9 protein-coding genes and 3 pseudogenes are annotated in these 22,320 nt (G+C 49.7%); 6 read left to right on the top strand and 6 right to left on the bottom strand.

Annotated elements, in window-relative coordinates:
• Positions 1-185: 185 nt before the first annotated feature.
• A complete protein-coding gene (locus Electrica_RS22420; RefSeq protein WP_111465017.1) occupies positions 186-1,106 on the bottom strand; it encodes a hypothetical protein in 921 nt (306 codons plus the stop codon).
• A 223-nt stretch (positions 1,107-1,329) separates the two neighbouring features.
• Between Electrica_RS22420 and Electrica_RS22415 the strand changes: the two genes are divergently transcribed.
• The gene (locus Electrica_RS22415; RefSeq protein ID WP_141965440.1) at positions 1,330-1,887 is read left to right on the top strand and encodes a recombinase family protein; all 558 of its coding nucleotides are present in this window, start codon (positions 1,330-1,332) and stop codon (positions 1,885-1,887) included.
• A 152-nt stretch (positions 1,888-2,039) separates the two neighbouring features.
• Here Electrica_RS22415 and Electrica_RS22410 read toward each other — a convergent pair whose 3' ends face one another.
• Positions 2,040-2,537, bottom strand: coding sequence for a hypothetical protein (locus tag Electrica_RS22410; protein ID WP_141965439.1), 498 nt, complete (start codon positions 2,535-2,537; stop codon positions 2,040-2,042).
• Positions 2,538-2,777: 240 nt separating this feature from the next.
• Between Electrica_RS22410 and Electrica_RS22405 the strand changes: the two genes are divergently transcribed.
• The 5 genes and pseudogenes from Electrica_RS22405 to Electrica_RS29400 form a co-directional block, all read left to right on the top strand.
• Positions 2,778-3,242: a helix-turn-helix domain-containing protein gene (locus Electrica_RS22405; protein WP_142255932.1), complete on the top strand. Its 465-nt coding sequence runs from the start codon at positions 2,778-2,780 to the stop codon at positions 3,240-3,242.
• 713 nt (positions 3,243-3,955) lie between these two features.
• Positions 3,956-4,883, top strand: a pseudogene (locus tag Electrica_RS22395) (tyrosine-type recombinase/integrase); the annotation flags it as partial.
• A 379-nt stretch (positions 4,884-5,262) separates the two neighbouring features.
• The gene (locus Electrica_RS22390) at positions 5,263-8,562 is read left to right on the top strand and encodes an STY4851/ECs_5259 family protein (protein WP_141965437.1); all 3,300 of its coding nucleotides are present in this window, start codon (positions 5,263-5,265) and stop codon (positions 8,560-8,562) included.
• A gap of 12 nt (positions 8,563-8,574) precedes the next feature.
• A pseudogene (locus Electrica_RS22385) lies at positions 8,575-14,182 on the top strand (DEAD/DEAH box helicase); the annotation flags it as partial.
• Between the two features lie 86 nt (positions 14,183-14,268).
• Positions 14,269-14,895, top strand: a pseudogene (locus Electrica_RS29400) (hypothetical protein); the annotation flags it as partial.
• Between the two features lie 40 nt (positions 14,896-14,935).
• Here the strand turns inward: Electrica_RS29400 and symE are convergent.
• The 4 genes from symE to hsdR all read right to left on the bottom strand — a co-directional run bounded on the left by symE (position 14,936) and on the right by hsdR (position 22,161).
• Positions 14,936-15,274: an endoribonuclease SymE gene (gene symE / locus Electrica_RS22380; RefSeq protein WP_167686256.1), complete on the bottom strand. Its 339-nt coding sequence runs from the start codon at positions 15,272-15,274 to the stop codon at positions 14,936-14,938.
• Positions 15,275-15,624: 350 nt separating this feature from the next.
• On the bottom strand, positions 15,625-16,995 hold the full coding sequence (locus Electrica_RS22375; RefSeq protein WP_141965434.1) for a restriction endonuclease subunit S: 1,371 nt from the start codon (positions 16,993-16,995) through the stop codon (positions 15,625-15,627).
• Positions 16,992-18,581 (bottom strand): N-6 DNA methylase, encoded by a 1,590-nt coding sequence (locus tag Electrica_RS22370; protein ID WP_141965433.1) that lies wholly within the window; start codon positions 18,579-18,581, stop codon positions 16,992-16,994. The genes Electrica_RS22375 and Electrica_RS22370 overlap by 4 nt, the downstream gene beginning before the upstream one ends.
• A 70-nt stretch (positions 18,582-18,651) precedes the next feature.
• Positions 18,652-22,161, bottom strand: coding sequence for a type I restriction-modification system endonuclease (gene hsdR / locus Electrica_RS22365; protein WP_141965432.1), 3,510 nt, complete (start codon positions 22,159-22,161; stop codon positions 18,652-18,654).
• Positions 22,162-22,320 lie beyond the last annotated feature (159 nt).

Here is a 22,320-nt window from a genome sequence, read left to right as displayed (position 1 = left end):
ACCCTGGCATACGCCGCCTTTCGGAACCAGACCAGTGGGTAACGGTGCGCCCGCTTTAAACCCCGGCTCCGCTAGTTGTAGAGCCTTGTTGATACGCCATTTTGGGTAAGCGTCTGTATACCAAAACCCCAAAATGTATACTGATAGTAACATTTTGAGGCTTCAGTGCAAGAGCGTTATCTTGTTTAGAGTTGTTCAATAAAGCGTTTAAAGGGGGCCGCTGCTCGTTCTCCATGATGTTCTTCCACCCAAAAGGCAAGCGGCTCAAGATTTGAAGCTGTCAGTAATTTTTGTGCAAGCGGTATGATCTCTTGGGCCATGTTAATTTTTGCTTGAATGTTGCTTGCTTCTTTGGACAATTGTGCAAGTTCACGAGACTTCAAATTATCGACATCACAATCTATTAATTGCCTTAGTGTTTGTGTAACGCTACGGATCAGTAGTTCTTTGAGATCATTGTCTTTAGACATTGCTTCGAGGTGGTTAATCGAGCCTGTAACGATAGTAATGTAATAAGGTTGGCCACGAAATTTATCCTCCAAAGACGGATTCATGGAAAAATCCCGCTCTCTTTCTTCTTTCGATGCAAGACGAGAAGAGAGTAGCTCTTTACGTCTCTCCTTAAGCATTTTACGAATTTCGTTAGCCGCTGCCTCACCAATTACACCGCGATTGCGGAGTCTCTCAATACGAGAGTAGATCCAATCAGCCCCTTTAGGCTGTTTCCGTAATCCCTCGACATGCTCAAGGAGTTGTGATGCAGTTTCTTTTGCCTTGCGGACGTTGTCGCGTTGTAGTGAGGTTTTAACATCTCGATCAAACCGCGTCTTCATTTCGACGAAATCTACGGAAAAGTAGTTTTTGCCACAATCTTTTCCGATGTTGGTTTCGTAACCTTCTTTTGTCACTACGATATAACCACGTTTATGCGGTTGATGACATGTTGTGAGTCCACACGGAACATCTTCTGGAAATTGGTAGCTACCGATGATCTCTTTAAGGTCAACGTTTGTAGGGTTGATGTTTGAGCGAAAATGCGGGCGCTCAACGATATCATGCCAACTGCTGATCTCAATGATTCCCTTGACTGTGTTGAGAGCAATCATTTTTGTTCCTTTTTTGGCCCAGAGAATTTCATGTTATGCCATCCGGTTTTCCGCGGCAACGCTCTGCTGTATGTATAAACAGATCCGGAGTGCCAACAAACGACCATTTTCTGGCACCTCTTCGCAAGTATCTTCCGGGATGTTGAAAAATTAGCCTTGGCAATTGTTGGCAGGCGTCCTATTGTTGACACCGTTTTCTGACAGGTATTGAGAGGTGTTGAGAATGGCGATTTTCGGCTACGGGCGTGTCTCTACCGCTCAGCAAGATACGGAGAACCAGAGGTTGGAGCTTGAGCAAGCTGGTTGGACGTTTGACTTTTGGTTTACTGATGTCGTTAGCGGGAAAACCCCTGCTATGCAGCGCAAAGCATTCTCAGAGTTGCTGGGCAAGATCAGGGACGATGAAACGCTGGTTGTAGCAAAACTTGACCGCTTGGGGCGTGATGCTATTGACGCGCTCCAGACAGTCCGATTGTTATCTGATCGCGGCATCAAGGTGATCGTCCACCAGCTTGGCACAACGGATCTCACCTCCGCTGCGGGTAAGCTTTTGTTGTCGATGCTGGCAGCAGTTGCGGAGATGGAGCGTGATCTACTGATTGAACGCACCCAAGCGGGTTTGTCGCGAGCAAAAGCCGAGGGCAAAAAATTGGGCAGACCTTCTAAAATCGCACCAGAAGCCCGTAGGGCGATTATAGAGAAAAAGAATAGCGGAACCAGTGTCAGTGCGTTAGCGCGTGAATACGGTGTTTCCAGAGCGACTATAGCCGCGTTGCTTTAAACGTTCATGCCCTTTCATTGCAATCTCGAGTTGGGGGGCGCGTGGGAGATTCAAAGCGTGAAAAAGATTGTGGCACCGTTTCCGGTTAGAGCAGCCAGGAAGATCTACGAGGTGGAATGCCCCCACTTATAAATTCGGGGGGCTTATGGTGGTTACTCAAATGAAGCCGCGATGACTTCCCCGGTGTTGGCGTTAAAAACACAAAAGTATTGTAGTGGTATCAGCATATTCATGCTGTTAATGGCCTTAGCCTGTTGTCCAAATGCTTGAATCGTTTTCTTTTGCTCGTTGTGCCAAAGGTAAGTGTTGAAAACTGGCCGCGCTTCACTTTCCTGCCACACATGGCTAAACGCTGCTTTCTTGTCCATTACCTGCTTGCACTCTTTGACGGGGTTGTGGTGCGCTTTTGCATAGCATTCCGGGGCGTTACCTAAGCACGATGTCTCGTTTTTCGCTGCTGGGTGTTCTGCGCTTACAGCAGAAAATGCGCACACGCCTAGCACCAATGAGAGAGTGCCAAGAATCCCCCATGAAACTGCGCGTAGCGTGCTGATCTGACGTTTTGAAACAATGCGAGCAACAAATCCATAGCTGACGCAACTAAGCGCGATACCCGCCACCATTGGTAATAAAAAACCTGATCCCGCCATGATTCCCTCATTTTCAAAACCACATCGCGCCTACTAGCGAATGTTGGGGACGACCAACCGATGACGATCATAATACTTTGTGGGTTTTAAATGTCACTATTGGTGTTCATTTTGAATCGTTAAGGGTTGTCATGAGGCAGGCGGCTAATGCGAGTGACTCAGCCCACTGAAGTTAGGGTGGATTCAAAATGTCTCATATGGAGCGTGGCCTTTCAGTGGTCAAAATTGCACATTCAGTGCATGAGAAAATCCCTGAGAATACAGTTTGGCGAGCGGGTAAAAGAACTGCGTATAGCCACCGGATTGAGCCAAGAGGCGTTTGCTGATCGGTGTGGGTTTGCTCGTAGCTATATGAGCCGCATTGAACGCGGTGGGTCTAATGCGTCTCTGGATGCGATTGAGGTGCTGGCTAACGCTCTGAGCGTTGAGCCGTGGCAGTTGTTAGCGTCTGACTCATCCGAAGATACCGACCTGGAACTGTTGGTTCCCTATGCGGCGGATGGCTCATGTTTTAATCCCGGTCTAGCTAGCTCCCGTGATGGTTCATTTGCAGTAGGTGAGAAAGTAGCGCAAAAGCGTTTTGGCACGTTTTTCGAAGCACTTGAGTATTTACGTAGCATGGAGACTGCAAAGTGGCGTAGGCCCAATGCCAGCGGCAATTGGGGCATTGTGTCAGCGGTGCGTTGGGACAAACTGGAAAAGTAACTTAAATGTAAGTTTATGAACTTTAACGCTGTATGGATGAACAGTATTCATTAGATGCTGATAGTCTTACGTTTCATCAGCCCTTGGTTTCTGTAAGAGTGAATAAAACAGCAAAATGCGGGTGCGTTACGTAGGCGTTACGGTGGCGTTTTACTTTGACTCTGAATGGATTAATTCATATCAATAACATTGAGTTAAATGGTTTTTCTGAACAATTTCTGCAGGGGTTTAACTGGTTTCAAAATCCGAACGCAGTGGCGTTTACTTACTACCCACATAGCTGACAAACGTTCTTGCCTCCCGACCCAGCATACCTCCATAAACATCAAAAGATAGGTATGATACGTTGGTGTTTTGTGGCGTCACGAACACTCGGTTTGATTTCGTTCACCGGATCAAACTTAAGATGTAGCCCCTACAACAAAAAGGTCCTACGATTGTTCTTTTAAAGGCTAACAGGAACGTGATTACAGCAGGTTGTGGAGACTTAGGTTCGAGTCCGGCCTTCGGCACCATCGGAACATCAATAGACGTCAACGGACGTCTTTTTTTGTGCCTGAAATCCAGTATCCGCAAGGCTTTCCTCGCTTTTTCATTCAACCTAAGTCAACCTGATTCAATCTACATCAACTTACTGATGCGGGTACAACTGCGGGTATATTCCGGTTCGATAATGTTTGTACCCACATAGAACCCTTGAAAGGATACTCATCATGGCTCTGAGTGATGTGAAGGTTCGTTCGGCTAAGCCTGAAGCAAAAGCCTATAAACTGACCGACGGTGAAGGCATGGTTTTGCTGGTTCACCCGAATGGCTCAAAATACTGGCGGCTTCGTTATCGCTTTGGTGGTAAAGAGAATATGTTGGCGTTGGGGAAATACCCTGAAGTCTCGCTGGCGGATGCCAGGGCACGTAAGGATGAGGCCCGTAAGCTATTAGCTAATGGCATCGATCCCAGTGAAAACAAGAAAGCCGTTAAGGTAGAGCAGGAGCAAGAGGCAATAACGTTTGAAGTGGTTGCCAGAGAATGGCACGCTAGTAATCAAAAATGGTCGGCATCGCATAGCGCTCGTGTATTGAAAAGCCTTTGTTTTGAAAAGCCTTGAAGATAATCTCTTTGCTGCTATCGGTAAGCGGAACATTGCGGAACTGAAGACACGGGATCTGCTTGTACCCATCAAAGCAGTCGAGTCATCCGGACGGCTCGAAGTTGCCGTCCGTTTACAGCAGCGTACTACCGCGATTATGCGCTTTGCCGTTCAGAGCGGCTTAATCGATTACAACCCCGCGCAAGAGATTGCTGGTGCGGTTGCTACAGCGAAAAGAAAGCACCGTGCGGCTCTGGATCTTGAACGTATTCCCGAATTACTTCACCGCATTGATCACTACTCTGGCAGACCGTTAACCCGACTTGCTGTCGAACTTACCTTGTTAGTCTTTATCCGCTCGAGCGAGCTGCGATTTGCTCGTTGGTCAGAAGTAGATTTTGAAACGGCCATGTGGACAATCCCCGGTGAGCGTGAACCGTTGGACGGTGTTAAACATTCTCAGCGTGGTTCAAAGATGCGGACTCCTCATCTTGTTCCCTTGTCGTGTCAGGCTTTAGGTATTTTGGAAAAGACCAAAGGTATGTATGGGAATTGAGAGTTGATCTTCACACCAAAAGATACAATCATGTCGCTCAAGAGCGGACTTTTTGTGTTTTTTCCATTAAAATAACTCACTAGTTTCCTGTTTCTCGATTTTCTGAACTCTCTGGGCCTATTCATTGCTATAGTTGTATGTGATATTTACATTTTCAATTATAGATAAAAGTTTAACATCTTCTTAGTGTATTTTTCTGTTAAATCAAATAATTGGAATAAGTGACACTATCTATCCTTCATTAAGGAACCTACTTAAATTTGGAGGTGGTGTCCATGCAGAAAGGATGTATACTGAACAGTTTTGAGTTTTATTTTACCATATAAAAATATCTTCCTATCATATTTATTCACTATGAAAATAAAAGGAGCATACTTTGAGTCATACAGAACATATATCAATACTTAAGTGTACTCCGTGGTTAGTCAAATTTCTAAATCGTAGAAGTTTAAGAAAACCTGATAATCGCCCTCTTTATGAGTACCATGCAACGAGTGATGAATATGGCGAATTGAAGCGGTTGCTGAGGGCGATAGGGTTACCCGATGGTTACAAAAGTGATAAAGGATACGCAGCCTGCTTCACATTGTTCTGCTCAGAGTGGTATCGAAGAGATTATGAAAGGGAGTGTGGATGGGCATGGGAGCCAATTTATAAAACGATAGGCGTATCAGCATCTTCCTCGGAAATGGGGAAAATAATCCCTAAAGGCCTGGACGAGTACTGGGGGCGCCCCGTGCGGTTCTATGATACAGAAAGGAGGAATTTTTTAGGGTCCTTATTCAGTGAAGGCGGTCTACCTTTCAGGTTGCTAAAGGAATCTAATAGCCGTTTTCAGTCGATGTTCTCTCTCATTCTTAATCAATACGATCAGGCCCAATCTTCTAACATTCCAACGTTTACTTTAGTTTATGCGGCGGTAGAAAAATCATCCCTGCCAGTCGTTTTCAAAGAGGATACTTCAGTTGAGCTTATTAGTCGGATGGCTGAACAGTTAGTGTCTCTTGTGCAAATTTATGACCTGAGTAACCACACCGAACCCGTAAAAGAGCTTGATCGTGTTCATCCTAAGTGGCGGGACAACTTCCCCGTTCCTCTTGATGACGATACAGGGACCAGTTTCCTTAATGGGCTTTTACGAACAGCGTCTACTGAATCCAAACCTCGCCTTCAAAAAAATAGAACAACCCTATGCCAGTTCTTATGGTCAGAAAATCATCCTGAGGCTTTACAGGCTCTCATTTCTCTGCCGGAAGAGCTGAGTTTTTCGATTGATAGTGAACCTTCTACAACGCGTTTCGAGCTTGCTATTTATGAAGATGGTAGCGAAATTGCGAGCCTGGGGCCTGCCTATGCAACGCTGAGCAATTCACAGGCTAAAATGAGAGTTCGTAAGCGTGAAATTAAGTTTTTTCGGAAAAAGCCCGCTGCCAGCTTGTTTATTGTGGCGAGAGCAGGAGGGATGCTTATCGGCTCCAGGCTGTTGGAGGGAAGTGAGGTTGCCGTTGGCGATGTGCCATTAGTTTTTGTTTTTGATAAAAGTGAATGGTTGCTACAAGGACAAGCATCTTGCAGCGTACGTGGCAGTCATGTGCTCATTGTATTGCCAAAGGATGGTTGTCTGGCCTCAGATCTCGAGGATTGCGAAACCGATTTTTCGCCTTTGGGATACCGTGCTCTGATTGTCAAAGGGCGCCAGGATATTCTGATTGAAGGCGATGAAACGTACCGGATAAAGACAGGAAGAGAGCAGATTATCCAGACTGGGTTCTCTTTCCAGGGGAGGCGATTAAACTGGACAAGCTACCCAGATGAGCTCTTCCTTGGTGTTCCTGGTATTTCCCAAAATTCTGAGAATCTATTAACTCATCATTATAAACTTTTTTTCAACGGCACATTTATAGATAATTGTGATGTGCAAGAGGAAATGGGTGCTCAGTTTATTTCAGTGCGTAACGAGAATAATGAAACGCTACTGCGCAAGAAAATAGGTATTCTTCCCAATGATTTTTGCCTGGAAATAAAAAATGGAGAACAAGCAAACGAAGGGTCTTTCATTATTAATACCAAACATCCTTGTTTGTATAGTTTGAAAGAAAAATCACTGGAGATTGATAGGAAGCGATTACCAGGCTGCACAGAAATAATGATGAAAACTGAGGGGGTTCCCCCGGCATCAATTTCACTGCAGATAACACCAAACCTTGCTGCAAATCCCGTTGTTATTTCTCTCCCTTTCCCTGCCCGAGGTTGCCTTGTCTTCGATAAAGATGAGAAACCTTTGCCGAAGAATTTAACAATTAACGATCTTTTGGGGGCCAGGGCTTTTCTTTTTGGAAAAAATGGCGAACCTACGCGATACCAACTTGAACTACGTTTACGCTCCCGTAGCGGAATGCAGGCATGGTATGAGTGGCGCTATAGTGCGGGAGAAAGCCCGGTAGAGCTTACTTTATACAGTTTAAGGGAGCATATTGACAATTTACTTTCCCTGGAAGAAGGGATTGATCAAACGGTGGATATGCGTATTGAGGGCGGAGGTAGTTCCTTTACCTGGCAAATCAGACGCTATAAATATAGCCTTGAGTATAATCGGGAAATGCAGCTGCTTCTTGCTAATTCAGTGAGCAATCGTACAGGACAGATCCCTTCACCCGTTATTATGTTACTCAGTGAGCCAGAAAGAAAGGCAATACCGCTTGTATCGAGAATGAGCGAAGGTGTACCGGTCGGTGAATTCGAATTAAGTTCGACAATACAAAAAAATGGCCCATGGATAGTTGTTCCAAAACAAGGTGAAGAAGCTTCATTTCGGCCTTGCTACATTGCAGGCGAGCCGGTCATCCAAAGCGATACTACGGCAATTCAATCCCTGCAAAAGGCAACGCAGCTTTTTAATCCCCGGTCGGGTGTAAATACCATTACGTTAGTTCTGGAACAAATGGCGAGCGACCCTGCACACTCGGGATGGCAGTTCTTACGTAACTTATACGATCAGTTTGGATATTTACCGCTGGCTACTTTTGAGGTATGGCGTGCCTTGGTCCAGCATCCACAGGCATTGGCAATGTCACTGTTTAAATTTGAGATGTCCATTGATTATCTCAGCCGTATTGAAAGCGAGTTTCCTGTTTTCTGGGAGTTTTTGCCTATTACCGAGGTTAAACACGCCGCGATGTGTTTTCGAGCGTTTCTGACTCATAAAGGTGCTCCGGAGGAAATGCAGACAAAGCTACTGGGTCGAATGTTCCAGCAATTAGGGACTGTATTTCCAACCTATGCCAGCGAGGTGCAAATATGGTTAGACCAAGGGAAATTACCACCGACTTTTCCGGCACAAATGATAAAAGACATCATTCATGAGTGGTATCAGGAGCTCTTACGTGAACATGGTGAATCTCGTTGGCCTGAGTTTGGCGGGCCGGGTCTTTTTCGTTGGTATACGTCGCAAAAGGATCCCGTTATAGAGGTTTCGCCTGATACTAGCTACCGATATTCCGTCACTTTGCTCCCCATATTTGCTGCCGCTGTTGCATGTGGCAAAACAACATTTGACAGCGTTTTTGAAAATAAACCTGGTGCCGTATTTTTCTTAAGACAAGTCAGAGATTTTGACTCGCGATGGTTTAATGCCATTTTCCAGTATTGCTTATTGCGTAATGTGGCTGAAAAATAAAAAGGAATAAGGATGACTACACGCTATTTTTCTTCGCTGATTGAACAGTCGTTATCTCGTTCGACGGAAGCTACGCTGAGCATAATGGGCGTAACCAACCCGCATCTTCGCGAGCACCTTGCGCAGCAGATGGCGGCTGAATGTGGAAAGGATGGAACATTTCTGGCTTCCCCCGTGTTTGAACAGACATTTGGCTGGAAAGAGTCAAATTTCACGATGAGGGATCTTGCCACAAAGCAAACGTTACTGAGTAAGGAGGTTGTTGATTCTCTCGATAACGAAGAAAACGGACGTTATCGTTTTGGCTCAACCTGGAAACCGTTCACACATCAGTTAGCCAGCTGGCAAGCATTACTTGATAAAAAACATTCGGTGGTTGTGACCAGCGGCACGGGCTCGGGTAAAACAGAGTGCTTCATGGTTCCGGTGCTGGAAGATCTTTATCGTGAACTACGGGACAACGGGAAAAAACCGCTCATAGGCGTTCGAGCCCTTTTCCTTTATCCCCTGAATGCCCTGATCAATTCACAGCGTGAACGTTTAGATGCCTGGACCCGAGGTTTTGGAACCGGGATTCGGTACTGTCTGTATAACGGTAATACTGAAGAGCTGCATGCCTCAGTAAAAAGTGAGCAGGCAAACCGGCCAAACGAGGTGCTTTCGCGTGAGAAAATGCGTGAGGAACCTGCGCCTGTTCTGGTCACAAACGGTACCATGCTGGAATACATGATGGTGCGTCAGGTTGATGCACCTATTATTCAGAAATCTAAAGCGGAAAAATCATTACGCTGGATCGTTCTGGATGAAGCCCATACCTATGTAGGATCTCAGGCTGCTGAACTGGCTTTACAACTCCGTCGTGTCATGACGGCATTTGGCGTTACACCTGATGATGTCCGCTTTGTTGCAACATCTGCGACTATTGCCGGAAATGATGCTGAAAAGCAGCTGAAAAAATTCTTATCTGAGCTGTCCGGTGTGCCACAGGAACGTATTGATGTTCTGGGAGGTAGCCGCGTCATTCCTGATCTGGAGCCGTGTCAGCATCTTTCTTTATCCCTGGATGAGCTTGAGCATATTCCTGATTCTTATGGGGACGGTATTAGCCTTGAGCGCTACACCGCGCTGACCCACTCACCGCAAGCGCGTCATCTCCGCGAAATGCTTGTGAGCCAACCCAAACCGATGAAGCTTGAGACGCTGACCCAGCGTTTGAATGAGCTAACAAAACATCAATACACTCAGCAGGATATTTTGCGCTGGCTCGATCTCTGCACCGGTACGCTTCCGAATGCGGAGGAACCGGCATTCCTGAAAGTCAGGGCGCATATTTTCCAGCGTAATACCCAAGGGATATGGGCCTGCGTGGATAAACAGTGTTCCGCTAAACTTAATACTGCGCTGGATAAAGGATGGCCTTTTGGCAATGTGTATGTGAATCAGCGGCAAAATTGCGAGTGTGGCAGCCCCGTATATGAACTCGCGTTCTGTAATGAGTGTAATGAACCGCATTTACTTGCCCGGGACAAAAAAGGAAAGCTTGTACAGTGGGATAATAAAGGCGGGGATGAGTTTTCGCTGCAGGATGAAGCACCTGATGATTTTGACTCTTCGAGTGAAAAAGTTCAAAAAGAACAGGTATTCCAGCCACCCCATATTATTGCCGCGGAATGTAATACCGAAATGGGCTATATCGTGCAGCGCCTCGATCGCCACACTCGAAGTATTGGCGTCGTTAACCCGGATAGTATTCCGCTGGCGATGAATGATATCGAGCAGGTCTGTAGCGCCAGCAACTGCGGTTATAGAGGGGGCAAAGGTAAACAGCCCTTCCGGCGGGCACTGTTAGGTGGGCCTTTTTATGTGACGAATATAGTGCCTACCGTGCTGGAATATTGTCAGGACTTTATCAGTGATGAAGGTAAAGAGGGGGTTGGCCCACTTTCTTTGCCTGGACGAGGGCGTCGACTGATCACCTTCACTGATAGCCGTCAGGGAACGGCACGAATGGCGGTGCGGATGCAGCAGGAAGCGGAGCGCAGCCGTTTGCGTGGTAGCGTGGTGGATATTCTCTCTTGGCATCAACGACAAAAAATAGTCAACAAACCTAACGATCAGGCCAATGTTAAAGAAATGATTGAAATGGCCGAGCAGGGAAAAATCAGGATTAAAAACTTACTGCAGTGGGGAATGCCTGATGCGGCAAAACAAGCTGAAGCAGAATTAGCCCTTCTTGAACAGGCTATACAACAAGCCACTGGCGGAAAAGTCGATACGGTTTTGATTTCTCTTTCCTGGCCTGAAATGGTCAAGGAATTGAAAGATAAGGCGGATATCAAAGGTCCTATCTTGCAGTATAACCACTATCTCAAGCCTGAAATCTTCACTGAAAATGGTGGTCCTTTAAAGCTCGCTGAAATGCTGCTTTTCCGTGAATTTATGCGACGCCCGAAACGCACCAACAGCCTGGAGACACAAGGGCTGGTTCAGGTGGGCTATCAGGGGCTGGAGAAGGCGCATAGCATTCCTGCTCATTGGCAAGATAAAGGGTTAACTCTGGATGACTGGCGTGATTTTCTTAGAGTTACGCTGGATTTTTATGTCAGGGAAAGCAACTACACCCAGCTGGATGAGGATCTGAAAAACTGGATCGGTAGCCGTTTCTCTTCAAAATTTGTCCGTAACCCCGATTCGAAAGAACCTGATGACAACCAGGTTAAACGCTGGCCGCAAATTCGTCACGGTAACGTCACGCAGCGCCTGGTCAAACTTTTGATCCTCGGCGCTAAATTCAGCAGCGTAAATACGGTCACAATCGATATCGTTAATGCGTGGCTAAAAGAGGCCTGGCTTCAGTTGACGGGGTCATTAGCGGTATTGAAATCCGACGGCAACCGTTTTTATTTACCTAAAGAGCATCTGACATTCTCTCTGGTACAAAAAGCCTACATTTGCCCGGTAACCAATAAATTACTGGCGACGGCTTTCAGAGGTCTGACGCCTTATCTGCCAATGCATATTCAGTTTGAACGGCTGACCAGTGCACAATATGACGCCTTTGTCGCCCAGGCGGTGACGCTGCCTGAGATTTGGCAGCACGATCGTTCTCAGGATGATTATGTCGATGGGTTAAGAAAAGTTCGTGACTGGCTGGGGCAGGACCCTCTGGTGGCGCAATTACGTTCGCAAAACCTCTGGACGGACATTAACGATCGCGTCGTTGAAGGTGGATTTTACTACCGCACGGCAGAGCATTCCGCCCAGCAATCATCCGAACGTCTGCAAAGTTATGAACGTATGTTTAAAAACGGACAGCTCAACGTTCTTAACTGTTCAACCACCATGGAAATGGGCGTGGATATTGGCGGGATTTCTGCTGTGGTGATGAATAACGTCCCGCCGCACCCCGCTAACTATTTGCAGCGTGCCGGGCGTGCCGGGCGTAGCAAAGAGTCCCGCGCTATTTCTTACACGTTGTGCAAAGGCAACCCGCACGATCGGCAGGTTTTTGCTAACCCTCTCTGGCCTTTTGAAACGGTGATCCCTGCGCCGATGGTGGCAATGAATTCTGAGCGCTTGGTACAGCGCCACGTCAATTCTCTGCTGCTGTCAGATTATTTGTGCCATGTCATCGGTGAAACCGAAAAAGAACGCACCAGCCTTAATAGTCAGTGGTTCTTTGGTGAAGAGCTTGAACAGTCGGTGTGTAACCGTTTCAAAGCCTGGCTGGAGCGTCCGACGCTGAGTATTGATGCAGCTTTGGTTCGCTTGGTTAAAGGCACCGCGCTTCATGGCGTTGCGGCAGAAAAGCTGCGGGATAAAACGTGCGACGCGATTGCGGCGCTGCAGAAGCGCTGGCTGGGAATTTATCGCGATCTTGTTAAGCAGGAAAGTGAATCGCAGCCCAATACGCCGTATCGCAAACGTCTGGAGCTAGAGAAAAAACGGCACTGCGGCGAGTATCTGCTGCGCGATTTGGCGGCCAGAACCTTCCTGCCTGGATATGGCTTCCCAACGGATGTTGTCACTTTTGATAACTTCACCATGGAAGATTATATCCGCGAGAAAACGTACAAAGTCCGTGATAAGAGCGATCGTGAAGATAACGTCTCGCGTTATAAAGGCTTGCCTTCACGCAACCTTTCCGTGGCGATCCGTGAGTATGCGCCGGGCGCGGAGATTATCCTTGATGGACGGGTCTTCCGCTCCGCTGGGGTGTCTCTGCACTGGCATAATCTCAATGCTGATACCAATGAAGCTCAGCGCCTGGATAGCGCCTGGCGTTGTCACAAATGCGGTACGTTAGGCTATGAGGAAGGTATTGGCGGTTCGGGAGATTTATTCTGTACCAATGATGCGTGCGGTGAGCGCATCACGCCTGAAAACCGACGTCAGGTTTTACAGCCTGCGGGTTTTGTGACGGATGCGCACGATCCGGTGACTAATAATATTGAGACCATGAAATTCATTCCGGTTGTGCCGGCCTGGGTATTTGTTAAGGCCGAGGGTGTACCGCTGCCGAACCCGTTGATGGGCTTTATGGCTTCCGGGGCGGACGGTAATGTGTTCCAGCAAAGTATGGGGGAAGGCGGCCACGGCTATGCGCTGTGCCTGAGCTGCGGTCGCGCGGAGTCGATGCTCAACCTCACGGATGCACCGAAATCCATGGAAGCACACTATCCGCCTCGTCCTGGAAAGGCCGACCGGGATAGTCAGAATCAGCGGATTATCTGCCCGGGTTCAATGGCGCTGAATAAAAATGTCACGCTGGGAGCGCTGGCCAGAACGGATGTCTTCGAGCTGATTGTCCGTCGCCCGCAGGACGGAGAGTATATTGCTGATAACACGGAAGAAGGGCGTATTGTTGCAATGACGCTGGCCGTGGCGCTGCGGCGCTCGCTGGCGAGCGTGCTGGGCGTTTCCGCAGCGGAGCTGGGCTACGCGGTGCGCCCGGTCAGGCTGGAGAACGAGCAATCCGTTCTGGCGGTACAGCTGTACGATATTATCAGCGGCGGTGCGGGCTTTGCTTCCAGCGCGCCATTGCATATTGAGGCCGTGCTGAAGGGAATGGTGAAGCAACTGGGCTGCCACCACTGCGATACCGCCTGTAGCGAGTGCCTGCTCGATTCACAGACCCGCCACGATCACGATCTACTGGATCGTAAAGCGGCGTTGGCCTGGCTGGGGGCGGATTTCAGCCACTATATTGGCTTGCCGGATGAGGAGAAATTCTCTCTGGCTGATGCGCAATATTGCCCTGGGAGCATTGAAGATACTCTGCGGCGGGCCATCAACGATGGGGGGCGAAAGCTCACGCTGTGGATGAGTGGGCCGTTGAATGAGTGGGATCTGTATGCCCGTCAGTTCCGCACCGCGATCCAGAACTACCGGCTAAAATATGATGTTGAGGTGGTGCTGGTTATCCCGCGAAACATTGACGATCCGGAGATCTTTCTGGAACTCGCGCAGTTTACGGCGATAGGCGTGCAGCTGTGCCAGTCTGAGCAGGATACGGATACGCCGCTCGTTGCGCAGGTGACGTTTGACGATCGTCTGATGACGTTAATTTCTCGCAGCCATGACGCGACCATCCCCGGGCCGAACTGGCATCTGAATAGCCAGATGGTTATTCGCAGCCATTTGCAGGCGCCGATAGCGCTTTATAAAGCCGAGTTGCCATCCGAGGATACGGGCAGCAAAGGCCTGGTTAACGATATTGAAATCCATAAGCAGCTTAACGGCCAGGTTTCTCAGTTTGGCCAGCGCTTCTGGAACCTGCTGACCGAGTCTCAGGATGATATTCAGCGCCTGCTGACGGAATGCCGGGTGACGCGTATCCACTATAGCGATCGCTATCTTCAAAACCCCGTAGCGCTGGCGTTGTTAGGCGGGTTGTTGAAGACGTTGAAACCGATGCTGACACAAGAGGCGGAAGTGACGATTGATACGCTGTTCAGGAGTAAAGAGCGCCCGGGGAACAAACCGTTCCATGACTGGATGAGTGAAGCAGACTTCCAGGATTTCGCCGACCAGTGGTTTGCGGCATCCATGGGACGAGCCGTGGAGATTCAGGCGTTCAACTCTGGCCGCGACATTCCGCACCACCGTAAGCTGATGGTGAGTTTTGATAATGGCCAGGCGCTGAGAATCCGCTTTGATCAGGGGATGGGATACTGGCGTATTAACTTTGCGCGAGCCTGGCGTGATTTTAACTTTAATGACGACGTCTCTTTCCAGCTGGGGAATATGGCGCAAGCCTGCGCAGAAGGCCTGGTAGTGAACAGCGAGGAGAGCTGGGCAACCGATGTACTGGTGCAGGTTATCGCACCTTAATCAGGAACCGCTCCCGACTTACGGTCGGGAGCGGTTAGCGTCAGGCGGAACGTTTACCTGAAATCACGTCGATAAAGTCCTGTACCTGCCGCTGCTTACGGGCGGACAGCTTACCCACCCGATGAAAAGACTGAAGCAGAGTAGAGTCTTTCGGCTGCGGCGGTTTTGCCGTTAGCACAATACAGCCGTTCATCACCTTCACATCCACCTCGGTACCGGTGGTAAAACCGGCAGCTTCCAGCCACTGGCCCTTCATGGTGAGCGCGGGAATACGGGTGTAATCCGGATAGCGACTCGCATAACTCACGGTAAGATGACGGTTATTTGTTGGGGAGACTTCTGGATCGCACGGATCTGCAATAGAATGGACGGTAGTCATGATGGCTATTCTCCTGGAATAGTGATTGTGATGAGCGATATGGCCGTGTTCCACCACGGCCATATCGCGCTAAATACCTGTACATAACATCAGTAAATAAAAGAAAAGTCCAGCTGAAAATAGAAAGTAATGGGAATGTTCAGGAAGAAACTGGATATATTTTTGATGGTTATGATTGCGGATAAATAATATACACAAAATCATTCGAGCTGCATCAAGACGGCAAGAGAACGAGTCCCCAGGAGCGTATATTAATACGTGACTGGGGTGAGCGAACGCAGCCAACGCCGAGGCAGCTTGAAGGATGAAGTGTAAAAAAGCGCACCGGTCAGGTGCGCTTGAAATAAGTATCAGGCTTTTTTACGCGCGGTTTTTTTACCGCCGCTGGCGGCGCGTTCGGCCTTAATTTTTTCCAGCAGGGCGGCGGCGCTGTTTTCACCGCTGATGAGTTCAGGGTTTTCGGCACGCCACTGGGCGGTAAGCTCGCCGCGGAAGGCTTTTGCCAGGATTGACTGGGTGAGGCTGTTGACGCGGGCCAGTGCGCTGTTGACCTGCTTTTCGATGGTGTCGGCGTAGGCGAAGAGTTGCTCGACACGACGGACGATTTCAGCTTGTTCTGGGAGTGGTGGGACATTTATTACTATTGATTGAATATGCTGCGAACCAACATTACCTTGATTCACCCCACCGGTCTCCCCTTTAAAAAATTGCTCTCTAAATAGTTCTGATCTAACAAATAAAGATAGATATTCTGGTAGTATTGAAGTCTTAATTGGGATGAGTCTTCCAACTCGTTGGTTGATTAAAACTCTGTGTTTTTGAGTTATGATACATCCAAAGCCATAATCTTTTTTGAATCTCGTACCAGTCATGCTAATTAAAGTATCGCCTATATTTGGTGAGAATTTACTAAACTCAATTCCTTTATCATCATTAACATACGTTGGAGCATTTTCTAAAAAAAGATGCCCGTCTCTAATATTTGCTAATTTTATAACTTGATAAGAGCCTTTTTTAGCGAACCAACTACTTTTAAATGCAAAGCCATTTTGAAAAGAGCATACATCTGAAATCTTCTTTTCGATAAACTTTGATGACTCAGTTAGTTTCTTTGTGAAAGCAGCAGCCAGCACAGCCTGACGAAAACGCTTCAGGATTTGCGGGATTTGCTCAAGACGTGCTTTGGTGCTATCTACCTGTGCCAGTAGCGTATCGAGTTTCTCGGTGATGATTTTTTGTTCGGCGAGTGGAGCCATAACGAAGGGAAGTGTTTTAGCTGCGCTCCCCGAGATTTCTTTAAATGTTGTACCCGTTCCCATTTCTTCCGCAAGATGCCTGATATTACGGAGATAGTAATAAGCATAATCGGGGTAAATATCATTTGTAAAAACGAAACTTTTGAATCCCTGATTAGTTGAAATCTCATTTGATGCAACCGCAACGTAGCCTATGGGGGCTCTACTGCTAAACAGTATTGCTCCTGCTGGCATCAACTTTGCTGAACACGATGAGTAACCTTGTGTCGATAAGTCTCTGGCTCCATGAGAAATATTCTTCTCTTTGTATCCGCTTAGGTCTGCTGGCGTTAGCCAGGCAATACCTTCACCAGAGGGGGAGAAATTTTCTGCGATCCCTGATTTTGGCGTACCACCTGAGATAACGTCGGCAATATCACCTATTTCTGTTTCACCCCACCCTTCCGGCAATTTCCCCCCACTCATGCCTTCACCTCACCAAACGCTTCATTCAACAACTGACGCTGCGCATCCGCTTCATCCCCCGCGTCCAATTCGCGCATCAGCGCATCCAGCTCGCCCAGCGCCTGCACCAGCTCGCCCATCGCTTCTGCGGCTAACACGTCCGGCTCCGGCAGGCTGTCGGCGTCGATGCTGTCCTTATCCTTCAGCCAGGAGATATCCAGCGAATCGGATTTTGCGCTGCGGATCCACTCGCGGCTGAACTTGCGCCAGCGGCTGGTGGCCTGGTGCTGGTCGGTGTTCTTGTTCTCTTCGCTATCGGCAACTTCGCTCTCTTCGGCGTTAAAGCTCCACTCGCCTTCGGTACGCGGGCTTAAGCCGTGCGGATCTTCGCCGTAGACGGTTTCAAACGGCTGTAGGTGCTGTTCGGTAAACGGCGTGCGCTTGCCGAAGCTCGGCATATTGGTCCGCAGGTCATACACCCACACGTCGTCGGTGCAGTTTTTATCCTGATGCGGATTGGCGGCCGTGCCTTTGGTAAAGAACAGCACGTTGGTTTTGACGCCCTGGGCGTAAAAGATGCCGGTCGGCAGACGCAGGATGGTATGCAGATGGCATTTGTCCATCAGGTCGCGACGAATATCGGTGCCCTTGCCGCCTTCAAACAGGACGTTATCCGGCACCACCACCGCCGCGCGGCCGCCGGGGCGCAGAGTTTCAATAATATGCTGCATAAAGCACAGCTGCTTATTGCTGGTCGGATGCACGAAGGTGCGGGTAATGTTGGTGCCCGCGGCGCTGCCAAACGGTGGGTTGGTGGCGACGATATCGGCCTGCGGTAAATTCTCGCCGTCGCTGCCCAGCGTGTTGCCCAGACGGATGGCGCCGCCGTGGTCGAGGTTGCCTTCAATATCGTGCAGCAGACAGTTCATCAGCGCCAGACGGCGGGTGCCGGGCACCAGTTCGAGGCCGATAAACGCGCGGTGGATCTGGAAATCCTGGGTGTCGCCATCAAGGTCATCCAGATCGTTGGTCTGCGACTTCACGTAACGGTCGGCTTCAATCAAAAAGCCCGCCGTACCTGCAGCCGGATCCTGCACCACTTCGCGCGGCTGCGGCTTCAGCAGATGGATAATGGTTTTGATCAGCGGACGTGGGGTGAAGTACTGGCCCGCGCCGGATTTGGTTTCGTTGGCGTTCTTCTGCAGCAGCCCTTCGTACATATCGCCGAAGTCATCGCGAGACTTGCCGTGGTTGCCATTGTACCAGTCCAGCGCGTCCATATAGCTGACCAGCTCAGTCAGTTGTTTGGGTTGCTCAATGGTGGTGCTGACATTATGGAATACCGCCTGCACCAGCTTTTTCTCATCAGAACCTAACTGAACCAGCAGGTTGCGGTAGAACTGCATCTGATCCTGGCCAATGCGCGATTTCAGGTCGTCCCAGCGGTAGCCTTCCGGCAGGTAGTCCGCTTCCTGGCCGGTCTCTTTGCACATTTTCAAAAACAGCAGCGAGGCGAGTTCATTGACGTAGTTTTGATAGGAGACGCCGCCGTCGCGCAGGTTGTCGCACAGTTTCCACAGCTTGGCGACCAGATCGTTATTGTTCATTGAAGATCCCATGTAAAACAGCGGCCCTTATCGGGCCGCAGAAGAAGAAATTGCCGGGGATGATAACGCGTCAGGCCAGCTCGTCCCAGATATAATCGCTGAACTTATCCAGCACGCTGTCGAGGTTGTCGTCAAAGGTGCGCTGTAACATTGGCTTACCGCCGCGGCGGTGGAAATTGCCGGTTTTGAAAACGTCGTCGTCGAGCACCACTTTCTCTTTCAGCGCCTGCGCTAAACGGTCGAGCCAGCTTAGCTGCTCATCGCTCCAGTCGTTCTCACCCTTGATGCGCGTCAGCGCGTGATCGACACGTTCGTCGAACGGTTTAAGCGCATCGCCTACCGCCGCGCGGCGGATATGACCAATCAGCCTGGCGGCAATATCCTGATTGCGCGTCGCTTTCCACGCGCTGCGCAGGGACGACTCTTCAAAATGCTGGCGGTCAAACCACTCCTGCAATTCCACCAATCCTTTGCGGGTGAGGTCGCGCGGGCGATTGATCACCGCCTGCAGTGCTGGCTGGGCGTTAGGAGCGTGCTGCACCAGCGCATCGAACGCTTCGAGGAAATCCTGCGGCGTGTCGTAATCGCCGTACAGCGGTTTGGTGCCGATTACCTCATCGTCAATATCGAGGAAGATGGGGGCCTCGCGTAGGGCGTTGATATCGGTTTTCAGCCTTTCCAGGCGGGCGATAAAGCCGGGGAGCTTATTGAAAATCTCGGCACTCCAGTGCGGCCCTTTTTCCCGCAGGCGTGAAGCCAGACCGCCGAAGTTGACGCCTGCGGCATCCAGGCATAATTCGTCCAGGCGGCGGAACTGCTTATCCACCGCTTCGCTGCGATCGCGGTTATAGGTGGCAAGACCAATGATCCGCTGCAGCTTGGTGACCAGTTGTTCATGGCTGTGTTCGGCAAAGCTGCGGCCATCCGCTTCAATAGTTTTGTAGGTTTCTGAGTCGGTAATTTCATTAACCAGCGTTTGCAGTTCCACCTGCGGACGCACAACCACCGGACGCATGGTGTCGACGCTTTCCAGCGAGCTGTAGATATCCACGCAGTCGAAAATCTTAAAGCTGGTTTTCCCCACCGACGGGCACAGACGCGTGGCGCGGCCTTTCATCTGCTCGTAGAGAATGCGGCTTTTGACTTTACGCAGGAACACAATATTACAGATAGACGGGATATCCACGCCGGTGGTCAGCAGGTCGACGGTGACCACGATATTGGGCAGTCGCTCTTTGTTGAAGCGGACGATCATGCTTTGCACTTTCTTCGCGTCTTTATCGGCATCACCGGTGATCTTGATGATCGCGTCGTGTTCCAGCTGTGGGTACTTTTTCTTAAACGCGGTGCGCAGCTCGTCAACCACCATGTCGGCATGGGCGTTGGTGACGCAGAACACCAGCGTTTTTTGCTGCCCGGTGGGATCCAGGTAGTCGGTGAGCTCGGCGCATACCGCGCGGTTAAATCCCGGGATCACCAGACTGCGGTTAAAGTCAGCGACCTCAAAATCCTGATCGTCGGCCAGTGTGTCGTTGATCAGCTCGCCCTGTGGGTTCAGGCGTTCCACCTGTTCACCCTCGGAAAGATAGACGCCATCCTGTGCGTTGCGGGTGACGATCTGAATAGGGGGATCCTGGTCAATCAGGTAGCCATCGATCACCGCCGTACGGTAGGTGTAGCGGTAAACCGGTTCGCCGAAAATATCGACCGTGTGCAGTGCTGGCGTGGCGGTCAGGGCAATTTTTACCGCGTCGAAATGATCGAGAATGCGACGATAGGCGGAAACGTAATCCAGCTGGCTGCGGAACTGCAGCTCGCCTTCGGTCTGCTCTTTATCGAGAATGTAGCCTCGGTGCGCTTCATCGACGACGATACAGTCGTAGCGACCGACTGGCATCGGTTCATCAGATTGCAGCGTGCGCTTGACCAGTGACTGCACCGTGGCGACGTGAATTTTGGTGCTGTCTTCCGGGAATTTGTCGGTCAAGCCTTTGATATCGAAAATGCTGTTAAAGGTGTCGCCGTTAATTCGAGTATCTTCAAACGAACCCAGCGCCTGTTCGCCGAGCGAGCGACGGTCGACCAGGAACAAGACGCGTTTGAAACGCTGCGACTGGATCAGACGGAACATCAGGGCGATGGCGGTACGGGTTTTACCTGTACCGGTCGCCATCGCCAGCAGGATTTCTTGCTGGCCGTTAACGATAGCCTTTTCCACCGCGCGGACGGCATTTTCCTGGTAATAGCGCAGACCGAGTTCGCTCATACCAGGGTTTTCATCAAACCACTGATTTTGTTTCTGTGGATCGCTGCCCAGCATACCCAGCAGCTCTTCCGGGCGATGCCATTCCGGCAGCGCTTTTGACATGTTGGTGGTATGGCGGACGTCGCGATACCAGATGCCGCTTTTGGTCTTCATCGCCGCGCGGTATTCGCGCCCGTTGGTGGAGTAGCAGAAAGGGATTTTAAAGCGCTGTTTACCGCTGGTGTCCTGCCAGCTGATTTCATATTCCGGTACGGCTTCGTGTACTTCGTCGGGAGCGTAGTGCTCCAGCAGCGTGTCGCGTAAGAAGGCGTTATCGAAGTATTTGCTGTAGCGGTAAGATTCGTTGAGCTTGCTGGGTACATCGGTATTTTTGCGTTTTGCTTCAACGACGGCAATGGGCTTAAGGCCAACGAACAGCACGTAATCAGCAAAGCCTGTTTTACCTGTTTCATCTGTACCCGTCGGCCATTCGGCTATCGCTTTGTTGACGCCGGGTTCCGGGCGAGCGCCTTTGGCAAAGCGTAACGTTTTGCTATCGGCCTGCCAGCCCGCTTTACGCAACTGGGCGTCAATCAGGAAGCGACTCTCTTCTTCGCTGAGATTCAGCGTGCGCTTGATAGCCTGGTCGGTGATTTCTTTATGATAGGCCTTGCGTTCCTGTTCGGTCTGTTTTGCTAACTCGGCATTTTTGGCAGCGAGCTGTGCTTCCAGGGCAGCCACGCGGGCTTTGGTCTGGGCTTCGGTTTCCTGTTGCTTACCTTCGAGAACGGCAATGTAGCCATTGAGTGCAAGTAAGCGTTGCTGCTGAGCTTCCAGCTCTGCCTGGCTGTGTACTTTTTCCAGTGCCTGCTGCTCCAGCTGCTGTTTGAGCGTGAGAACTTCGGCGTGATAGCGATCCTCGCCGTGCTCAGGCATCACAAAAGTTGGCACCGGGAAATCGTAATCTTTGGTCACCAGCCGGTAGTACCAAACGGCAAGACGGAATCCGAGGCGCAGACACATCTGGGCATCATCGAGATCGTTATGGTATTCGTGAACGGCCTGATTGCCGATGCGGCGCAGCTTATGGAAAACGGACAGAATGCTGTCGTCAATGAAGGCAATTTTACCCAGTTCACGCAGCAGGTCGTGTTGGTTTTCGCAGGGAGGAATATCCAGTAATAGCCCCAGGTGTTTGGCCGTCGCTTCGCCAAACATGCGCATTTTTACCAGTGTCGTATTCGGGTCGTCGGGGTAGTTGTTTTCCGCCGCGCAGGCAATGGCGTAAGTGAAATCGTTTACGCCTTTTAGAAAATCGAAGTTGGATTTGTTCATGCACGTTCCGCGTTCAGGCCAGCCTTCGGAATGCTGACGTATTAGGATAATCCGTTAATGGATGAGGCATCAGTGCATGCTACCTCTCTCCCGTTGTACATTCAATCGTCAGAATTTAATGTAACTCACTATTTTGTAAGTATGTTCTCAATTTCCTGT

Source organism: Klebsiella electrica, assembly GCF_006711645.1.
In the GTDB taxonomy this organism is placed as follows: Bacteria; Pseudomonadota; Gammaproteobacteria; order Enterobacterales; family Enterobacteriaceae; genus Klebsiella; species Klebsiella electrica.
The sequence above is the reverse complement of the archived record's forward strand: the minus strand, read 5'-3'. Positions and strand labels throughout refer to the sequence as shown.

Bases quoted from the DNA above. Each gene is read 5' to 3' on its own strand.
- Electrica_RS22420 (WP_111465017.1), bottom strand. From the start codon at position 1,106: ATGATTGCTCTCAACACAGTCAAGGGAATCATTGAGATCAGCAGTTGG.
- Electrica_RS22415 (WP_141965440.1), top strand. From the start codon at position 1,330: ATGGCGATTTTCGGCTACGGGCGTGTCTCTACCGCTCAGCAAGATACG.
- Electrica_RS22410 (WP_141965439.1), bottom strand. From the start codon at position 2,537: ATGGCGGGATCAGGTTTTTTATTACCAATGGTGGCGGGTATCGCGCTT.
- Electrica_RS22405 (WP_142255932.1), top strand. From the start codon at position 2,778: ATGAGAAAATCCCTGAGAATACAGTTTGGCGAGCGGGTAAAAGAACTG.
- symE (WP_167686256.1), bottom strand. From the start codon at position 15,274: ATGACTACCGTCCATTCTATTGCAGATCCGTGCGATCCAGAAGTCTCC.
- Electrica_RS22375 (WP_141965434.1), bottom strand. From the start codon at position 16,995: ATGAGTGGGGGGAAATTGCCGGAAGGGTGGGGTGAAACAGAAATAGGT.
- Electrica_RS22370 (WP_141965433.1), bottom strand. From the start codon at position 18,581: ATGAACAATAACGATCTGGTCGCCAAGCTGTGGAAACTGTGCGACAAC.
- hsdR (WP_141965432.1), bottom strand. From the start codon at position 22,161: ATGAACAAATCCAACTTCGATTTTCTAAAAGGCGTAAACGATTTCACT.